This is a genomic window from Nitrospirillum amazonense, from assembly GCF_007828045.1.
GTDB classification, from domain to species: Bacteria; Pseudomonadota; Alphaproteobacteria; order Azospirillales; family Azospirillaceae; genus Nitrospirillum; species Nitrospirillum amazonense_C.
Genome location: NZ_VITN01000016.1, coordinates 19,296 through 34,292 on the forward strand (window position 1 = coordinate 19,296; position 14,997 = coordinate 34,292).

General features: G+C 68.2%; 13 protein-coding genes. 7 read left to right on the forward strand and 6 right to left on the reverse strand.

From position 1 onward, the window contains the following. Positions 1-4 precede the first annotated feature (4 nt). Positions 5-751, forward strand: a complete 747-nt coding sequence (locus tag FBZ89_RS21400; RefSeq protein ID WP_145752010.1) for a DUF1194 domain-containing protein — start codon at positions 5-7, stop codon at positions 749-751. A gap of 117 nt (positions 752-868) precedes the next feature. On the opposite strand, the gene FBZ89_RS30965 is transcribed toward FBZ89_RS21400, so the two are convergent. Continuing rightward, entirely contained in the window at positions 869-2,257 is a 1,389-nt protein-coding gene (locus tag FBZ89_RS30965) for a hypothetical protein (protein WP_186457496.1), read from the reverse strand. Positions 2,258-2,555: 298 nt separating this feature from the next. Between FBZ89_RS30965 and FBZ89_RS21410 the strand changes: the two genes are divergently transcribed. Both FBZ89_RS21410 and FBZ89_RS21415 read left to right on the forward strand, forming a co-directional pair. Then, positions 2,556-3,014, forward strand: coding sequence for a hypothetical protein (locus FBZ89_RS21410; RefSeq protein WP_145752012.1), 459 nt, complete (start codon positions 2,556-2,558; stop codon positions 3,012-3,014). Positions 3,015-3,203: 189 nt separating this feature from the next. Beyond that, positions 3,204-3,986 carry a protein tyrosine phosphatase family protein gene (locus tag FBZ89_RS21415; protein WP_246172423.1) on the forward strand — a complete coding sequence of 261 codons (783 nt, stop codon included), beginning with the start codon at positions 3,204-3,206 and terminating at the stop codon, positions 3,984-3,986. Between the two features lie 198 nt (positions 3,987-4,184). Here the strand turns inward: FBZ89_RS21415 and FBZ89_RS21420 are convergent, their stop codons facing one another. The 3 genes from FBZ89_RS21420 to FBZ89_RS21430 form a co-directional block, all read right to left on the reverse strand. Further along, on the reverse strand, positions 4,185-5,573 hold the full coding sequence (locus FBZ89_RS21420; RefSeq protein WP_246172425.1) for a glycoside hydrolase family 27 protein: 1,389 nt from the start codon (positions 5,571-5,573) through the stop codon (positions 4,185-4,187). A gap of 116 nt (positions 5,574-5,689) precedes the next feature. Beyond that, a complete protein-coding gene (locus tag FBZ89_RS21425; RefSeq protein ID WP_145752014.1) occupies positions 5,690-6,196 on the reverse strand; it encodes a nuclear transport factor 2 family protein in 507 nt (168 codons plus the stop codon). Positions 6,197-6,490: 294 nt separating this feature from the next. Beyond that, positions 6,491-9,079, reverse strand: coding sequence for a glycosyltransferase (locus tag FBZ89_RS21430; RefSeq protein WP_246172427.1), 2,589 nt, complete (start codon positions 9,077-9,079; stop codon positions 6,491-6,493). Between the two features lie 453 nt (positions 9,080-9,532). Between FBZ89_RS21430 and FBZ89_RS21435 the strand changes: the two genes are divergently transcribed. Continuing rightward, on the forward strand, positions 9,533-9,952 hold the full coding sequence (locus FBZ89_RS21435) for an HIT domain-containing protein (RefSeq protein WP_145752017.1): 420 nt from the start codon (positions 9,533-9,535) through the stop codon (positions 9,950-9,952). A gap of 48 nt (positions 9,953-10,000) precedes the next feature. Beyond that, entirely contained in the window at positions 10,001-10,636 is a 636-nt protein-coding gene (locus FBZ89_RS21440) for a glutathione S-transferase family protein (RefSeq protein ID WP_145752019.1), read from the forward strand. Here FBZ89_RS21440 and FBZ89_RS21445 read toward each other — a convergent pair. Then, positions 10,621-11,910 carry an alpha/beta fold hydrolase gene (locus tag FBZ89_RS21445; protein ID WP_145752021.1) on the reverse strand — a complete coding sequence of 430 codons (1,290 nt, stop codon included), beginning with the start codon at positions 11,908-11,910 and terminating at the stop codon, positions 10,621-10,623. The genes FBZ89_RS21440 and FBZ89_RS21445 overlap by 16 nt on opposite strands. 499 nt (positions 11,911-12,409) lie before the next feature. Here FBZ89_RS21445 and phaR point away from each other — a divergent pair, with 499 nt between their 5' ends. Together phaR and FBZ89_RS21455 are read left to right on the forward strand one after the other, a co-directional pair. Then, a complete protein-coding gene (phaR, locus tag FBZ89_RS21450; RefSeq protein WP_145752023.1) occupies positions 12,410-13,024 on the forward strand; it encodes a polyhydroxyalkanoate synthesis repressor PhaR in 615 nt (204 codons plus the stop codon). Between the two features lie 310 nt (positions 13,025-13,334). Further along, the gene (locus FBZ89_RS21455) at positions 13,335-14,345 is read left to right on the forward strand and encodes an NADP-dependent oxidoreductase (protein WP_145752025.1); all 1,011 of its coding nucleotides are present in this window, start codon (positions 13,335-13,337) and stop codon (positions 14,343-14,345) included. 67 nt (positions 14,346-14,412) lie between these two features. On the opposite strand, the gene FBZ89_RS21460 is transcribed toward FBZ89_RS21455, so the two are convergent. Further along, the gene (locus FBZ89_RS21460; protein WP_145752026.1) at positions 14,413-14,994 is read right to left on the reverse strand and encodes a DJ-1/PfpI family protein; all 582 of its coding nucleotides are present in this window, start codon (positions 14,992-14,994) and stop codon (positions 14,413-14,415) included. Between the last annotated feature and the right edge of the window lie 3 nt (positions 14,995-14,997).

A 14,997-nucleotide genomic window follows, 5' to 3' on the forward strand; every position in this document is an offset into this window, starting at 1 on the left:
GTAGATGGGACGAGACGTGAGTGAGGGTGGGCTAGGGCCGGCCAAGCCGACGCGGCGCGCGCTGCTGGCGGGCATGGGGGTGGCGCTGGCGGCTCCCGCTATGGCCGGCCGGGCCTGGGCGCGGGCCAGTGGGGCGCGGGCCGGGGGCACGCCGGTGGATCTGGCCCTGGTGATGGCGGTCGACAGCTCCGCCAGCATTTCCAAGGTGATGCTGGACTTCCAACTGCGCGGCCACGCCGCCGCCTTTCGCGACAAGGCCGTGCACCAGGCCTTGGCCGGCGGGCCGAAGGGCAAGGTGGCGGTGCAACTGGCCCTGTTCTCCGGCCCCGGCACCCTGACAACGCTGGTGCCGTGGACCCTGCTGGCCGGGGCCCAGGACGCGCTGGCCCTGGCCGACCGCATCGACGCCGCACCTGGCGTCGCCATGGGCGGCAACACGGCGCTGGGGGATTGCATCGTCCAGGCGGTGCGGCAACTGGATATCTGCCCCTACAGCCCCGACCGGCGGACCATCGACCTGGTCAGCAACGGCTTCAACAACGGCGGCATCGACCCCCGTTCCGCCCGGGCGCATGCCCAGGCCGCCGGCGTAGGCGTGAACGGCCTGGTCATCCTGGACGAATACGACTGGCTGGAGCCTTACTATCGCGAGAACGTGGTGGCGGGGGAGGACGCCTTCGTCATCACGGCCGCCAACCGCCACGCCTTCGCCGACGCCTTCCTGTCCAAGCTGGTGCGGGAGGTGGTGTAGCTTTCTGTTCCTCAGGCGCCAGCGGCCGCAGTCGCGGCCTAGGTTCTGGTTCCGCACAAAAACAAACGGGAGGGGTGTTGGCCCCTCCCGTTTCCACTTCAACCTGATGGCCGAAGATCACTGCTGCTTGCGCGGGCCGGCGGCCGGGCGGGGGCCCTGGGCCGGCTGCTGCTGCGCGCCCTGGGCGGGCGGCGGCTCGTTGGCCTTCTTGCGCAGCACACCGGCGATGGCGTTGCCGGCGTTGTCGGCCACGGCCTTGGACGCCACCGGCGCCTCATGCGAGATGATGAACAGCTGCCGGTCCTTGGTCAGATACAGGATCAGGTTGGCGTAGAACTCGCCCTTGTCCGTCTTGCAGCTGGCGGAACCCGTCTGCATGTCGATCTGCAGCAGCTTCTCCAGCTTGCCCTTGGTCGGGGTGTAGGTGCCCTGGCAGCCCTTGGACAGGCTGTCCAGGTAGTTCTGCATGATCTTTTCCAGATCGCCGGCCTCGGGTTTCAGGCCCACCGAGCGCAGCGAGCCGATGACGTCCTTCTGAATGGCCCAGGCGAAGTCGCCCGGCCGTTCCTGCGGCGACATCTTATCGACGGGCAGGGGGTGGGCGTCCTTCAGGCCTGCATCCATCAGCAGCTGGGCGAAGGCCGGCGGAATGGCGGGCGGCGGGGCGGGCAGCTGCAGTTTGCCGGCCATGGCTTGGTCGAAGCAGGCGTTCAGGTCCTTGAACGCCTTGGTGCCGCCCTTCAGCACGAAGGTGGCGGTGTCGTTGGGGCTGGTGATCTCCAGCTTGTTGGCCGCGGGCAGCGCCTTCATGAAGCTGGCGTCCATGGGGTCGAAGCCGGTCATGATGGCGTTCGGCTGGATGACCTGCGAGCCGCGCGTCTGCTCCAGCTTGCCGTCCAGCTTCAGCTTGATGGCCGGGCCCTGGCCCGGCGGCATGTTGGCGCCGGGCACGCCGATCACCAGGTTGATGATCTTGGGCGGCAGCTTCTTCGCCTGCTGCTCGGCCTGCGGCACGGGCAGGGCCAGGAAGACCAGCGCCAGGCCGTTGTCGAAGCTGGCCTGCGCCTCGCATAGCTTGAAGCTGCCGTCGGTGTAGACCTGAGGGCCCACCTGCCAGTTGCCGGTGACAGTGCCGACCTTGGAGGCGGCCGGCGCGCCGGAGGGGGCGGCCGGGCCGGCGCTGGGGCCCACGGCGGGGCCGGCGATCGGGGCCTGGGCGGCCGGGGCCTGGCGCGGGCCGGCGCTGGGGCCCAGTGCCGGGCCCGCAGCGGGGCCGGCGGCCGGGCCCATGGCTGGACCGGACGGCATGGGCGCCTGCTGCGGCGCGGCCACGCTGGAACCGGAGGAGATGGCGCCCGGCAGGATCAGGCCGCCGCTGTCGCCACCACCGGCCGGCGCTTGGCCTCCCGAGGTCTGATCCGGCTGGGGAGTGGTCTGGGCAAGGGCGGAACCGGCCAGGACCAGAGCGGTGCCGGCGGCAAGAAGACGGGCGGTGAAGCGGGACACGGGGCTACGTCTTATCCTAAATGAAACCCATGGGTGCGACGGGACCCTAGGGCACGTCATGGCATCATTCAAGGGGCATGCGCGATCGCGCCGCAGGCCTGTCCTTGCGCGCTCTCCGGAAGAGTTCGCACCGGATGCCGCGGCGGCCATATCCCCGCCATAATTCTTCAATTCTACTCTCTACTTACAGGCTTTCCGCTGGAAATGTCGTTGCGTGCCCGATATAAGAAACGATCACATTTGGCGCGCGAACGTTTGGGGGCAAACGATGCGTTTCGCAGCCGCGTTAGTGGTTCTGATGGTATCCGCGCCGATGTTGGCGCATGAGCGTCTGGACGCCACCGAGGTCGGCCGCTACGTCACCGCGGCGGAGGCCCTGGTCGCGTCCGCGCCGGACGATGGGCAACCTGCTTTCGTCCTGCTGGCCCACCCGGGGCCGGAGGGGAAAGCTCTGCTGGCCAAGTATGGCTTTGACGAGCGGCGCTGGCGCCAGGTGACCCAGCGCGTGCTGGCCGCCCGCCAGGCGGCCCGCGCGGCGGAGGAGCCGGTGGAAAAAGGGGCGGCGGCGCAGAAGCTGGCGTCCGCCTCCAACCTCAGCGCCTTCGAGCGGCAGGAGATGGCCACCCTGGTCCGCTGGACGGAGCATGATCGCGCCGCCCTGGAACAGGAAACCAAGCAGGACCGGTCGGTGGTGGCACCCTTCTTTGAACGGCTGGACCGGCTGGACGCCAGCCATGTCCGTCCCATGGGGCGCTGACCGGCCGTATCCGGCGCGCTTAATCCGTCATAATATCCACCCGCGCGGGCCTGCGGTCGATGCGCCCATGCGCGCGAGGCCCCTCGCCCCCGGCGGGCAAACACCCTATATAGGGGCCGTATGCCTGACTGATCCCCTGGGATGGCGGGCCGGTGGTTTCCTGCCTTTGCTTTAGGATAAGTGCACGCGATGACGGACTATCGGCTGCAGGCCGCGACGGTGGACAAGATGCCGGCGGCCGGCCCCGGGGCGCCGCCCTCCCACCCCGCGCCCGGGGGGCAGCCCACCCCCTCCCACGCCGCCGTGCCGTCGAACCAGATTCGCGGTTTCAAGCGCTATCTGAACAGCTTCTTCAAGGATCACGCGTTCATCCGCATGATCTACAAGAACATGTTCAAGATTTCGCCGCGGCTGTACCGGTCCAGCCAGCCGACGCCGCGCCACATCGCCCAAGCCGCCCGCCTGGGCGTGCGCACCGTCATCAACCTGCGCGGCCGCCGCGACAATTGCGGCTCCTGGGTGCTGGAGGATGAGGCCTGCACCCGCCACGGCCTGACCCTGGTGAACTTCGCCGTCAATTCCCGCGATGCGCCTAAGAAGCACATCCTGCATCAGGCGCGGCAGATTTGGCGCGACGCCCAATACCCCGTGCTGATGCACTGCAAGGCCGGGTCCGACCGCGTCGGTTTCATGAGCGTGCTGTACCAGTTCGTGCATGAGGGGGTGCCGCTGAAAACGGCGCTGGGTCAGCTCAGCCCCAAGTACGGCCACCTGCGCCATGCCAAGACCGGCATCCTCGACCACTTCTTCGAGACCTTCCTGGCCTACGCCCAGGCCCAGGGGATCGAGCCCAGTGTCGACGCCTTCTACAGCTGGGTGGACGACGTCTATGACCCGCCCGAGTTCAAGAAGACGTTCATGACGCGCTGGTGGGCCAGCGTGCTGGCGGACAAGGTGCTGCGCCGGGAGTGACCCCGGCGCCAGCTCTCCTTCCGGGACTTATACCAACGGCATTTGAGCGTGACCGGTCAAATGCCGTCCCTCAAGCGCCCTGCGGCCACATCCGTGGCCTGGGCTTCCTCGCGTTTCAGTCCGCTGATGCTCCCCAAAACGCTCCGGCGGACGCGGTCGCGTCCTACAGCGGCACGAGTCAAAATCTCATGCCGGGTATTACTTCACTTCATAAAGCGCGCTGCCGTGCGCGGGCAGCGTGACGCTCAGGCTGTCCGCCGCCGGCAGGGCCTTGCCCGTCCACAGGTCGTGGGCGGTGAGGTTGCCGCTGGCCAGGCCCAGCCTCCCCCAGGGCGCCGACAGCATCGACGGCTTGTCGTCCAGGTTGAACAGGGCCAGGTAGCGCTGGCCCTTGGCGCCCGTGGCCAGCCAGACGCGCGCGTTCTCGAAGCCGGCGGGCAGGTCGGTCACGGGGTGGCTTTCCGTGGCCGTCTGGTCCACCTGGATGACGGCGCGGTTGGTGATCAGGGCGCGCGTGGCGTCGTCCAGCTTGGTGAGGTTGGCGCCCAGGATCAGGGGGGACCGGGCGATGGCCCACAGGGTCACCTGGGTGCGCTGCTCGTCCGCCGTCAGTCGCGACGTGCGCGGGTCGCCCCAGCCGGGATGGGGTTCCAGCGCGCCCAGGGGCAGCATGTCGGCGTCGGGCCAGCGGCCATGCTTGGCGTGGGGCGCCCAGCCCGGTAGCACGTCGAACAGGTCTCGCAAGCCATAGGGGAAGCCGTCCGTGGGCTTGTCATGCGGGAAGGTCCAGCCGTCCCAGACGTCGTTGGTGATGCGCCACATCTGGCCATAGCGGCTGATCTCATCCGCGTGGGACAGGTTGGTGGGGCCGGGGGACAGGCTCAGCACGATGGGCCGCCCCGTCTTGGCGATGGCGCTGCTGATCTGCCGGATTTCGCTGATCTTGTAGGGATGGTCGGCGATGCAGTCGACCTTCAGGAAATCCAGCCCCCACCGCGCGTACTGGGCCATCATCGAATCGTAGTAGGCCTGGCCCGCCGGCGTGTCGCGCACGCCATAGTTGCCATCGTCCCAGGGGCAGGTGTCGGCGGTGTCCGCCGCGTCGGCGGCGTGGAAGGACGATCCCGCCACCGGCGTGTTCCGCTCCACGGCCTGCTTGGGAATGCCGCGCACGATATGCAGGCCGAACTTCAGGCCCTGGGCATGCAGCCAGTCGGCCAGCGGCTTGAAGCCCTGGCCGCCGGCGGCCGAGGGGAAGCGGGCGGGGACGGGGACCAGCAGGCCGTTGCCGTCCAGCAGGTACTGCCGCTCCGCCAGCGACTTGCCGAAGGGGTCGGCCATGTACCAGCCTTCATCCACCACGGCGTAGGTCCAGCCATAGGGCTTCAGCGTCGCCAGGACGCCCGCGTTGGCCTTGAAGTCGGCCTCGTCGATGGTGAAGCCGTAGGCGTCCCAGCTGTTCCACCCCATGGGGGGCGTGGGGGCCGGCGATCTGGACGCGGGCGGCGCCGCCAACACCGTGCCGGCGGCCAGTAAGGTCGGTAACAAGCTCGCGATGCGCAGCCAACGCCGCATGGAACGCCGCATGGGGGCCTCTCCCTTTCCATATTGTTAGCGATAACAGTACGGAAAAGCGGGGCGGCCGCAAGGACGCAGATCGAATTTGTCGTACTAATACGGCATCGGCCTAATGCGGGGCCGGCCTAATGCAGCGTCGGCGGACGGCCGTTCAGATCCTCATAACCGCTGGCGTCCTCGAACGCGGCGATGGAGGAGATGGGTGTCGCCTGGTGATGAATCATCCGCCAGTTGCCGCCCGATCGGGCGAACAGGTTGGTGACCACCAGCGCCGTGTTGGCCACGAACTCCTCGCACACCACCCAGCCGATGTCGCCGCACACCGTGGCCTGCTCACCCTGGTGACGAACGCCGGGTGACCGGGGATTGCCCAGCAGCTCGCGCCAGCTGCGCATCACGGGTTCGCGCCCCGACAGCGCCGGCCAGCCGGGATGGACGCAACGCACGTCGCGATCCTGCGCCCACAGAGCCTCCATGCCGGCCACGTCGCGGTCCGCGAAGGCCTGGTAGAAGCGGCGGTTGGCGGCCAGCACATCCTGGATGTCCGTGCCGCCGGGTTCGTGTTGATGGGGGTCACCCTCCGCCGTTTCGGTTTCCGGTGCCTGGCATGAAAGCGCTTGGGTCTTCACCATTGCCTCCCCTGTTGGCGGCATTCCGGCCGGCTCTCTCAGAGGTTTTCCGACGTTCGCCGAAGTGTCAGAAAACCTCCAAGCTTTTGTTCCGTCGCGCGATTCACGCCTCAGACGAAGGCATCCGAAGCGATCGCGCTCGGGCGCCGATCCACCGTCAGCTTAGCGTGGCCGCGCGCCGTGTGTCTCCGACTCGGGGTCTTGGTCACGGAATTGTGCCCGAAAAGGAAAGGGCGGCAGGTTGCCCCGCCGCCCCGACCTTATCCCGGTGCTTGGCCCCGGTGCTTGGCTTCCGCCTCATTCCGCCGGGGCGGTGGCCTCGGCCCCGCCGCCCTTGGGCAGGGCGTTCAGGGTGCTGAGGAAGAGGGCGGCGATGTAAGGGAAGGACTGGACGACCAGCATGGTGGCCCAGACATAGGCGTCGCGGTTATCGCTGCCCTTCAGCAGGGCGATGGCGGCGGCCGCCAGCCACAGGCCCAGCATCAGCGCCACCTCTTCCCGCGCGTGCAGGAAGCCCTGGATCAGGGCCGGCTGGTCCTCGCACTTGGGCGTGCGCACGAAGGGGCGGCCGCTGGTGAACAGGCCCACCCACACGGCGCGTCCCACGGTGTGGGTCAGCGCCATGCCGGCGATTGCCGCCCCCAGCTTGTCGATGAAGCGGCACTTCACCCGCTCCCCATACAGCCATAGGCCGCACAGCACCTTGAAGAAGAAGACGCTGAGGGTGGGCAGGATGAAGACGGTGGGCGGAAACTCGATCCACTGCGGCAGCAGCAGCAGGCCCAGCGACCAGATGATGCCGCCGATGACGAAGCCCATGTGGGCGGCGTCGGCGAACCAGGGCAGCCAGCCGGTGATGAAGTGGTACTTCTGCCCGGCGGTCAGCTTGGTGCCGCCCGGCATCATCTCGCGCCAATGGCGCTTCAGGATCTGCACGGCGCCATAGGCCCAACGGAAGCGCTGAGTCTTGTAGCCGGCGAAGCTGTCGGGAACCAGGCCCTGGCCGAAGCTGTCGGGCATGTAGACCGCCTCCAGCTTCTCCTCGAACAGGCGCAGGCCCAGCTCCGAATCCTCGCAGATGCACCATTCGGCCCAGCGGCCCACGCCGTCCAGCGCGCTCTTGCGCACCAGGGTCATGGTGCCGTGCTGGATGATGGCGTTGCGCTCATTGCGCTGGATCATGCCGATGTGAAAGAAGCCCTGGTATTCCCAGTTGATCATCGACTTGAAGGCGTCGTCCGACCAGTCGCGGTAGTCCTGCGGCGACTGGACGAAGCCCACCTCCGGCCGCCTGAAATAGGGGATGGTGGCCGACAGCCAGTCGGGCGTGACCTGGTAGTCGCTATCGATGACCCCCACCACCTCCACATCGGGGGCGGTGACGGACAGGCCGAAGTTCAGGGCGCCGCCCTTGAAGCCCGGCCAGCGCGGTAGGTGGAAGAAGCGGAAACGCGGCCCCAGCTTGGCGCAGTATTCCTCCAGCGGGCGCCACACCGCCTCGTCCTTGGTGTTGTTGTCGATCACCAGGACTTCGAAATTGGGGTAGTCCATGGCCGCCAGCGCATCCAGGGTCTCGATCACCATGTGTGCCGGTTCGTTATAGCAGGGCACGTGGATGGAAACCTTGGGCGTGTAGTCGCCCAGCGGCTCCCGCACGGGCGTGTAGCGCCGCTTCCAGCGCTGGGTCCATACCACCTCCGTCAATTCCAGGCCGTCGATCAGCATGACGGCGAACAGGATCAGCTGGGCGAGGATCAGCACCATGAAGGCGGTGAAGGACAGGGTGCCCATGCCCACGGTCAGGGCCTGGGTGCCCGTCCATACCAGGACCGAGGCCACCGTCTGGATCAGGAAGCCGTAGAACAGCTGGCCGCGCCATTTCAGGTCGTCACGGGCCAGCACGAAGAAGAACATGGGCAGGAAGGCCAGGGCGGTGGCGATGGCGCACAGCACCCGCCACGACGGCACCTCCAGGATGCCACCCACCATCGGGAACTTCTGGTGGCGGTGGGCGTCCCAGATGCCCCAGGCCGTCTCCGCCGTGCCCCCCAGCGTGCGCTTCCACGGCTGGTCGAAGGCCTCCATGATGTAGAAATCCAGGCGCTGCTGGCCGGCGATGTTCAGGAAGCTGCGGATGTACTTGGCCTCATTCACCAGGCCAGCCTCGGCGGCCCCGCGATAGGCGCCGTCGGACGGCCAGCCGGTCTCGCCGATCAGGATGTGCTTGTTGGGGAAGCGTTCCTGCACCTGGCGGTAGGCCGCCATGGCGTCCTCCACCGCGCGGTCCACCGACACCTTGTTCCAGTAGGGCAGCAGATGGATGGTGATGAAGTCGCAGGCGTCGGCCAGTTCCGGATGGTCCAGCCAGACATAGGACGGCTCCGCCGTGGACACCGGCACGTTCACCTGGCGCTTCACGCGCTGGATGTAGTCGATCAGCTGAGCGACGCTGAAATCGTCACGGAACAGCACCTCGTTGCCGACCATGACCCGCTTCACGTTGGCGTTGGCGCGCGCCACGCGCACCAGGCCCGCCAGTTCCGCCTCGTTGGCGGCGGTGTCCTTGGACAGCCAGGCGCCCTGGGTGATGGTCAGGTTGGGGTAGCGCTCCAGGGCGATGGGCGCCACCTGGTCGATGCCGTTGCCCACCTGGTAGGTGCGGATGGACTGCACATGCGGCGCCACCACGTCCAGGTCGTGCTTGATATCATCGGCGGTGGGGCTGTCGCCGTTCTGCGGGGTCTGGTTGGCCTGGAAGGGCACGAAGGCCACGCCGGCGATGGTGCCGGCCCATGGGCGCTCCACGGCCGGGCGATTGACGATCGCCCACGCGCCGATGTTGCCCAGCACCAGAAGAAGCAGGACCGCCCAGGCGGATTTCTGCATCCTCAAAATCTTACGCATTATGAACGACCCCTGCCCCTGGAACGGGAGAACGATGAACGGGAGAACGATGAACGGGATGATGGCGACGGAATAGCAAAACGGCGGACCGGAAACATGTGAACAAACAGGACGGTTCCCTGCCCCAGGCCCCCCCCCGCGCGACCCGCCCCTTTCAATGGCACGACTATGGGGGCACGACTATGGGGCAATTTTGTGGACGAAGGACCGCCGTCCGGCGGTCCGGCGTCAATCCGGCCACCCAAACCAGGCCACCAGGCCGGGCTACCGGGTCAGGCCCCGTCATCCACCCCCACAGCCGAACCCTTTGGACGGGCGGCGTCGGGCAGTAGTACATAGCCATCCCGGCGGCGGCGTCCAGCGGTATTGCGGACACCGTCGTCCGCATCGCGACGCCGGGCCCCAGCCGCCGGTCCAGGAACGGATTTCCCTGCAATGACAAGCGCCGACGACTTCACGCTGCACCCCCGCCTGACCGCCGACACCGTGGCGGTGGGCGACCTGCCCCTCTGCCGTGCGCTGCTGTCCCGCAACGCCTGCTGGCCCTGGCTGATCCTGGTGCCGCGCCGTGTCGGCGCTGTTGAGATCCATAGGCTGACCACGGCCGACCAGGTTCAGCTGATGGCCGAGATCACCCAGGCATCGCAGGTCATGGAGGCGGCATTCGCGCCCGACAAGCTGAACGTGGCCGCCATCGGCAACATGGTGCCGCAGCTGCATGTCCACGTGGTGGCCCGCAAGCGCGAGGACGCCGCCTGGCCGGGCCCCATCTGGGGCTCGGGCCATGAGCGGGCCTATGCCGCCGGCGAGGCCGAGGCGCTGGCCCGGCGGCTGGCGGTTGATCTGGGCCTGTAAGCGGGCCGTAAAGAATATTCCATAACCAGAAAGCCGGAGGGCGCATCCATGATCATCGTCCATCACCTGAACAACTCCCGCTCCCAGCGCGTGCTGTGGGCGCTGGAGGAGCTGGAGTTGCCCTACCAGGTGGTGCGCTATGAGCGCGATCCCGCCACCCAGTTGGCGCCGCCGGCGCTGAAGGCCGTCCATCCGCTGGGCAAGTCGCCGGTGATCGAGGATGGCGGCCTGGTGCTGGCGGAATCGGGCGCCATCATCGAGTATCTGGTGCGCACCTACGGCGAGGGACGCCTGGCCCCGGCGCCGGGCGACCGGGCCGCCCAGGCGCGCTACCTGCACTGGATGCACTTCGCCGAGGGGTCGGCCATGCTGCCCCTGCTGCTGCATCTCTACACCAGCCGCCTGGGCGAGGCGGCGGCCCCCCTGCAGCCCCGCATCGCCAGCGAAACCGCCAACCACCTGGGCTACATGAACGCGGAACTGGCCCAGGCGCCGTGGTTCATGGGCGACCAGTTCACCGCCGCCGACATCCAGATGAGCTTCCCCATCGAGGCGGCCATGATGATGCCCGGCACCGGCCAGCACTTCGCCCACCTGGCCGCCTTCGTGACCCGCATCCAGACGCGCCCGGCCTATCGCGCGGCGGTGAGGAAGGGCGGGCCCTACCGCTATGACCGGGGGTGATCGAGGCGCGCCCTTAGCCAATCGGCCAACGGCGCCCACACCTGGTCCGGCGCGCCGGCGCTGACCACCATGCCGATATGGCCCAGGTGGGGCTCCAGCCGGTCGCCGCCGGGGATGGCGTCGATCAGGGCGCGGGCGGCGCCCGGGGGCACGATGCGGTCGCGGGCGGGAATGATGGCCAGGGTGGGCAGGCGGATGGCGCGGGCGTCGATGGCTTGGCCGCCCACCCGCCAGGTGCCCTCCGCCGGGTCGTTGCGGCCGTACCAGCCGCCCAGGCATTCCCGGGCCACGGCCGCCGCCAGCGGCACGCCATCGTTCAGCCAATCCTCCAGCGCCACGAAGTCCTGGGCGTCCTGGCTGTCCGGGTCCAGGGCGGCGTAGCGGCTGAACTTGCGCAGGGCCAGCAGCGGATCCAGCCCGGCGAACAGGAACTGGATCATGTCCACCGGCAGTTCGCCCAGCCAGGTCAGCGCCGGCTCCACCAGGGGCAGGACGGCGGCCGTGCGCAGGGCGGCGGCCGGGTCATCGGCGTGGAAGTCCCAGGGGGCGGCCAGCAGCACCAGGGCGGATAACGCCTCGGGCCGCAGCGCCGCCGCCGCCGCGGCCAGCGTGCCGCCCATGCAATAGCCCACCAGGACCGGCGCCCGGCCCATCAGGTCGCGCGTGGCGTCCACGGCGCGGGCCAGGCGGCCAGCGACATAGTCGGTGAGGTCGAACCCCCGCTCCACCGTGCCCACCGTGCCCCAGTCCAGCAGCAGGGGGCGGAAGGCCCCCTTGGCGTCATGGCCGGCGGCCAGCCAGCGCACCAGGCTTTTGCGCGCCGACAGGTCCAGCACATAGCCGCGGTTGACCAGAGAGGGCACGAACAGCAGCACGGGGCCCTTGGCACCGGGTCGGCTGTAATCCAGCAGGCGGCTGTTGCCCTCCGTCCACACCGGCGGCGGGTCGGCGACGTCGCGCTGATAGGGGTTGCGGCGGTAGCGTTCCAGCCCGGTCAGCAACGTATCGAGTCGGCGCCGGGTTTCGCGCTCAACCGCCGCTTTCAGCGCTTCCGGGTCGATGCCGGCGAGGTCGGCGCGCAGTTGGCGGCACCTCGGCTCCAGCTCCTTGCGCCAGATCGGCGAGCTGCCGTTCAAGAGCGGCAATCCGGCCTGCGAGTTCAGCAAGACGGCCATCGCCGCCGTCAGGTGCGTCGCCAGGGGGCGGGGGCCCTGGCGGGGCTTCGGCGGGGGTGTCGTGGCCGGTCCGGCCGGTGGTGCTTGGTGTGTTGGCATGGGGCCCCCAGGGGAAGGCGGTGGGGGTGAAGAAGGGCGCGCCCATCCAGGCGCCGGCCCCAGGATTCGTGCCGCTGGCGGCGAAAGGATTGCCGCCCGGCCAAGTGGCCTGGCCTCCACCTCCCGTCCAGGCGGTGGCTTGGCCCAGCGCGCGCACCAGGCGGGCGAAAGCGCCGGTCATGTCGGGGTCGGCGGCCATGGCGGCCCACTGGTCCTGCCACAAGTCCAGGTAGCGGCGGGCCAGAGACTCCAGGCTCGGCGGCTCGCCGGGGGTGGGGGCGGCCTCGTCTTCCGGGGCGCCGGATGGCGGCGGTGGGGCTTCGGTTTCGCGGGGCATGGGTCCAATCTACACCCCTCGCCGCCGCCTGGCAAAGCGGTGGCGGAACGTCATACGCGCATTGGTTTTTGGCAGGATGCTTGCACGTTCCGCACTGCATGGATTAGCTATGTGCAGTGCACCCGTTGTGCGGGTGATAAACATCGCCGGGAAACGCCGCCTATGGTCGACAAAGAAGATCCCAAGCCCGCGCCGATCACCATCAAGAAGTACGCCAACCGGCGTCTCTACAATACGGCCACCAGCTCGTACGTGACCCTGGACCATCTGTGCCAGATGGTGAAGGACGGCACCGACTTCGTCGTCTACGACGCCAAGACGGGTGACGACATCACGCGCTCGGTGCTGACCCAGATCATCGTGGAAGAGGAATCCAAGGGCGGGCAGAACCTGCTGCCCATCGGCTTCCTGCGGCAGTTGATCAGCCTCTATGGCGACAACATGCAGTGGATGGTGCCGAAGTATCTGGAATACAGCATGCAGTCCTTCACCCGTAATCACGAAAAGATGCGGGATTACTTCCAGGGCACGTTGGGCGGCATCTTCCCCTTCGGTTCGTTGGAGGAAGTGGGCAAGCAGAACATGGCCATGTTCGAACGGGCCATGCGCATGTTCTCGCCCCTGGCGGGTGCCGAAGGTGCCAAGCCGGAGGGGGCCGAGACGCCCAAGGCCAAGCCCGCCGGCGGTGGCGGCCAGTTCGACGAACTGCAGAAGCGGCTGGACGAGCTGCAGCAGCAGCTGGTTTCCCTCACCAGCCTGACCCGCAAGCCGGACTGATCCTGATCCGGCTTGCGGCGACTCGAAGCTCAGGCGCATGCCAGAAGAAATCCCGGTCCGCCCCGTCGCGGCCGGGATTTTTTGTGCGCCTGCGATAAAGCCGGTTCCGGCATTCACCCAAGGAAAGACAGCCAAAGGTGGCGCGCGGCCCGGCCCCGGCGGTGGGGCTGGGGGTTGCGCCAACGGCATTTCACGGGGTGCCGGACCCTGGGCTAAGGTTTGCGCCCCGGACGACAGGCCCGGCTCAAGCGAATAACGGGGACCGCCCGGCAGAGGGTGACGCCCCTTCTGAAGGAAAAAGAGGAAAGACATGCCGCTGAACCGCAGGATTGTTCTGGCCTCGCGCCCCGAGGGGCTCCCGACGGAACAGAACTTCGGGATGGAGCAAGCGTCCATCCCCGTGGCGGGCCCCGGCCAGATGCTGCTGAAGACGCGGTGGCTCTCTCTCGACCCCTATATGCGCGCCCGCATGAGCGCCGCCAAGTCCTACACCCCGCCCATCGAGGTGGGGGGCCTGATGGTGGGCGGCACCATCGGCGAGGTGGTGGAAAGCAACGTCCCCGGCTTCCAGGCGGGTGACCTGGTGCTGTCCAACTCCGGCTGGCAGGAATACGCCGTCGCGGGGCCGAAGTCGGTGCACAAGCTGGATACCGATGGCCTGCCGGTGACGACGGCCCTGGGCGTGCTGGGCATGCCGGGCCTGACCGCCTATGTCGGCCTCTACGACATCGGCCAGCCCAAGGCGGGGGAGACGGTGGTGGTGTCCGCCGCCGCCGGCGCCGTGGGTTCCGTCGTCGGCCAGTTGGCCAAGCTGAAGGGGGCCCGCGCTGTCGGCATCGCCGGCGGGCCGGAGAAGTGCGCCTTCGTGGTGGAGGAACTGGGCTTCGACGCCTGCATCGACTACAAGGCGGAGAATTTCAAGGAGGCGCTGGCCGCCGCCTGCGACCACGGTGTCGATGTCTATTTCGACAATGTCGGCGGCCGGGTGGCCGACGCGGTGTTCGACCTGCTGAACACCTTCGCCCGCGTGCCGCTGTGCGGCCGCATCGGCAACCTGAACGACACGGCCTTGCCGCCGGGTCCCGATCGGACGCCGGCCCTGCTGTCGGCCATCCTGACCCGCCGCCTGCATGTGCAGGGCTTCATCGTCTCCGACCACTGGCATCGCAACGACGCCTTCCTGGAAGAGGTCGGCGCCCTGGTGAAGGGGGGCCAGCTGCGCTATCGCGAGGACGTGACCGAGGGTCTGGAGAACGCGGTGTCGGCCTTCCTCGGCCTGCTGCAGGGCAAGAACCTGGGCAAGGCCCTGGTGAAGCTGTAAGGCCCGTCCAGCGTTAGCTTTAAGACGAAGCCCCCGCTCGAGATCAACGGGCGGGGGCTTCGCTTTTCTACAGATGGATTTCGGCGCCCAAGACTTTCAGCAACTGCGCCAGCCAGGCGGCGTGGGCGGGCCAGGCCGGGGCGGTCACCAGCTTGCCGTCGGTGACGGCGCCGTCCACGGGGATGTCGGCATAGTCGCCGCCGGCCAGGGTGACCTCCGGCCGGCAGGCGGGGTAGGCGGAGACCTTGCGGCCGGACAGCACGCCGGCGGCGGCCAGGATCTGCGGGCCGTGGCAGACGGCGGCGATGGCCTTGTCCTGGGCCGCGAAGGCCTTCACCAGCGCCAGCACGCGGCCGTCCAGGCGCAGGAATTCCGGCGCGCGGCCGCCGGGAATGACCAGGGCCACGTAGTCGTCGGCCTTCACGCTCTCGAAATCGGCGTTCAGCGTGAAGTCGTGGCCGCGCTTCTCGGTATAGGTCTGATGGCCCTCGAAATCATGGATGGCGGTGGCGATCTTGTCGCCCGGCCGCTTGCCCGGCGCCACGGCATCGACCTGGTAGCCCACCATGGACAGGGCCTGGAAGGGCACCATGGTCTCATAGTCCTCGGCGAAGTCGCCGACGATCATCAGGATGCGTTTGACACTCATGCG

Coding starts and splice junctions, on each gene's coding strand:
- FBZ89_RS21400 (WP_145752010.1), top strand. CDS start 5: ATGGGACGAGACGTGAGTGAGGGTGGGCTAGGGCCGGCCAAGCCGACG.
- FBZ89_RS21410 (WP_145752012.1), top strand. CDS start 2,556: ATGGTATCCGCGCCGATGTTGGCGCATGAGCGTCTGGACGCCACCGAG.
- FBZ89_RS21415 (WP_246172423.1), top strand. CDS start 3,204: ATGACGGACTATCGGCTGCAGGCCGCGACGGTGGACAAGATGCCGGCG.
- FBZ89_RS21420 (WP_246172425.1), bottom strand. CDS start 5,573: ATGCGGCGTTCCATGCGGCGTTGGCTGCGCATCGCGAGCTTGTTACCG.
- FBZ89_RS21425 (WP_145752014.1), bottom strand. CDS start 6,196: ATGGTGAAGACCCAAGCGCTTTCATGCCAGGCACCGGAAACCGAAACG.
- FBZ89_RS21430 (WP_246172427.1), bottom strand. CDS start 9,079: ATGCAGAAATCCGCCTGGGCGGTCCTGCTTCTTCTGGTGCTGGGCAAC.
- FBZ89_RS21435 (WP_145752017.1), top strand. CDS start 9,533: ATGACAAGCGCCGACGACTTCACGCTGCACCCCCGCCTGACCGCCGAC.
- FBZ89_RS21440 (WP_145752019.1), top strand. CDS start 10,001: ATGATCATCGTCCATCACCTGAACAACTCCCGCTCCCAGCGCGTGCTG.
- FBZ89_RS21445 (WP_145752021.1), bottom strand. CDS start 11,910: ATGCCAACACACCAAGCACCACCGGCCGGACCGGCCACGACACCCCCG.
- phaR (WP_145752023.1), top strand. CDS start 12,410: ATGGTCGACAAAGAAGATCCCAAGCCCGCGCCGATCACCATCAAGAAG.
- FBZ89_RS21455 (WP_145752025.1), top strand. CDS start 13,335: ATGCCGCTGAACCGCAGGATTGTTCTGGCCTCGCGCCCCGAGGGGCTC.
- FBZ89_RS21460 (WP_145752026.1), bottom strand. CDS start 14,994: ATGAGTGTCAAACGCATCCTGATGATCGTCGGCGACTTCGCCGAGGAC.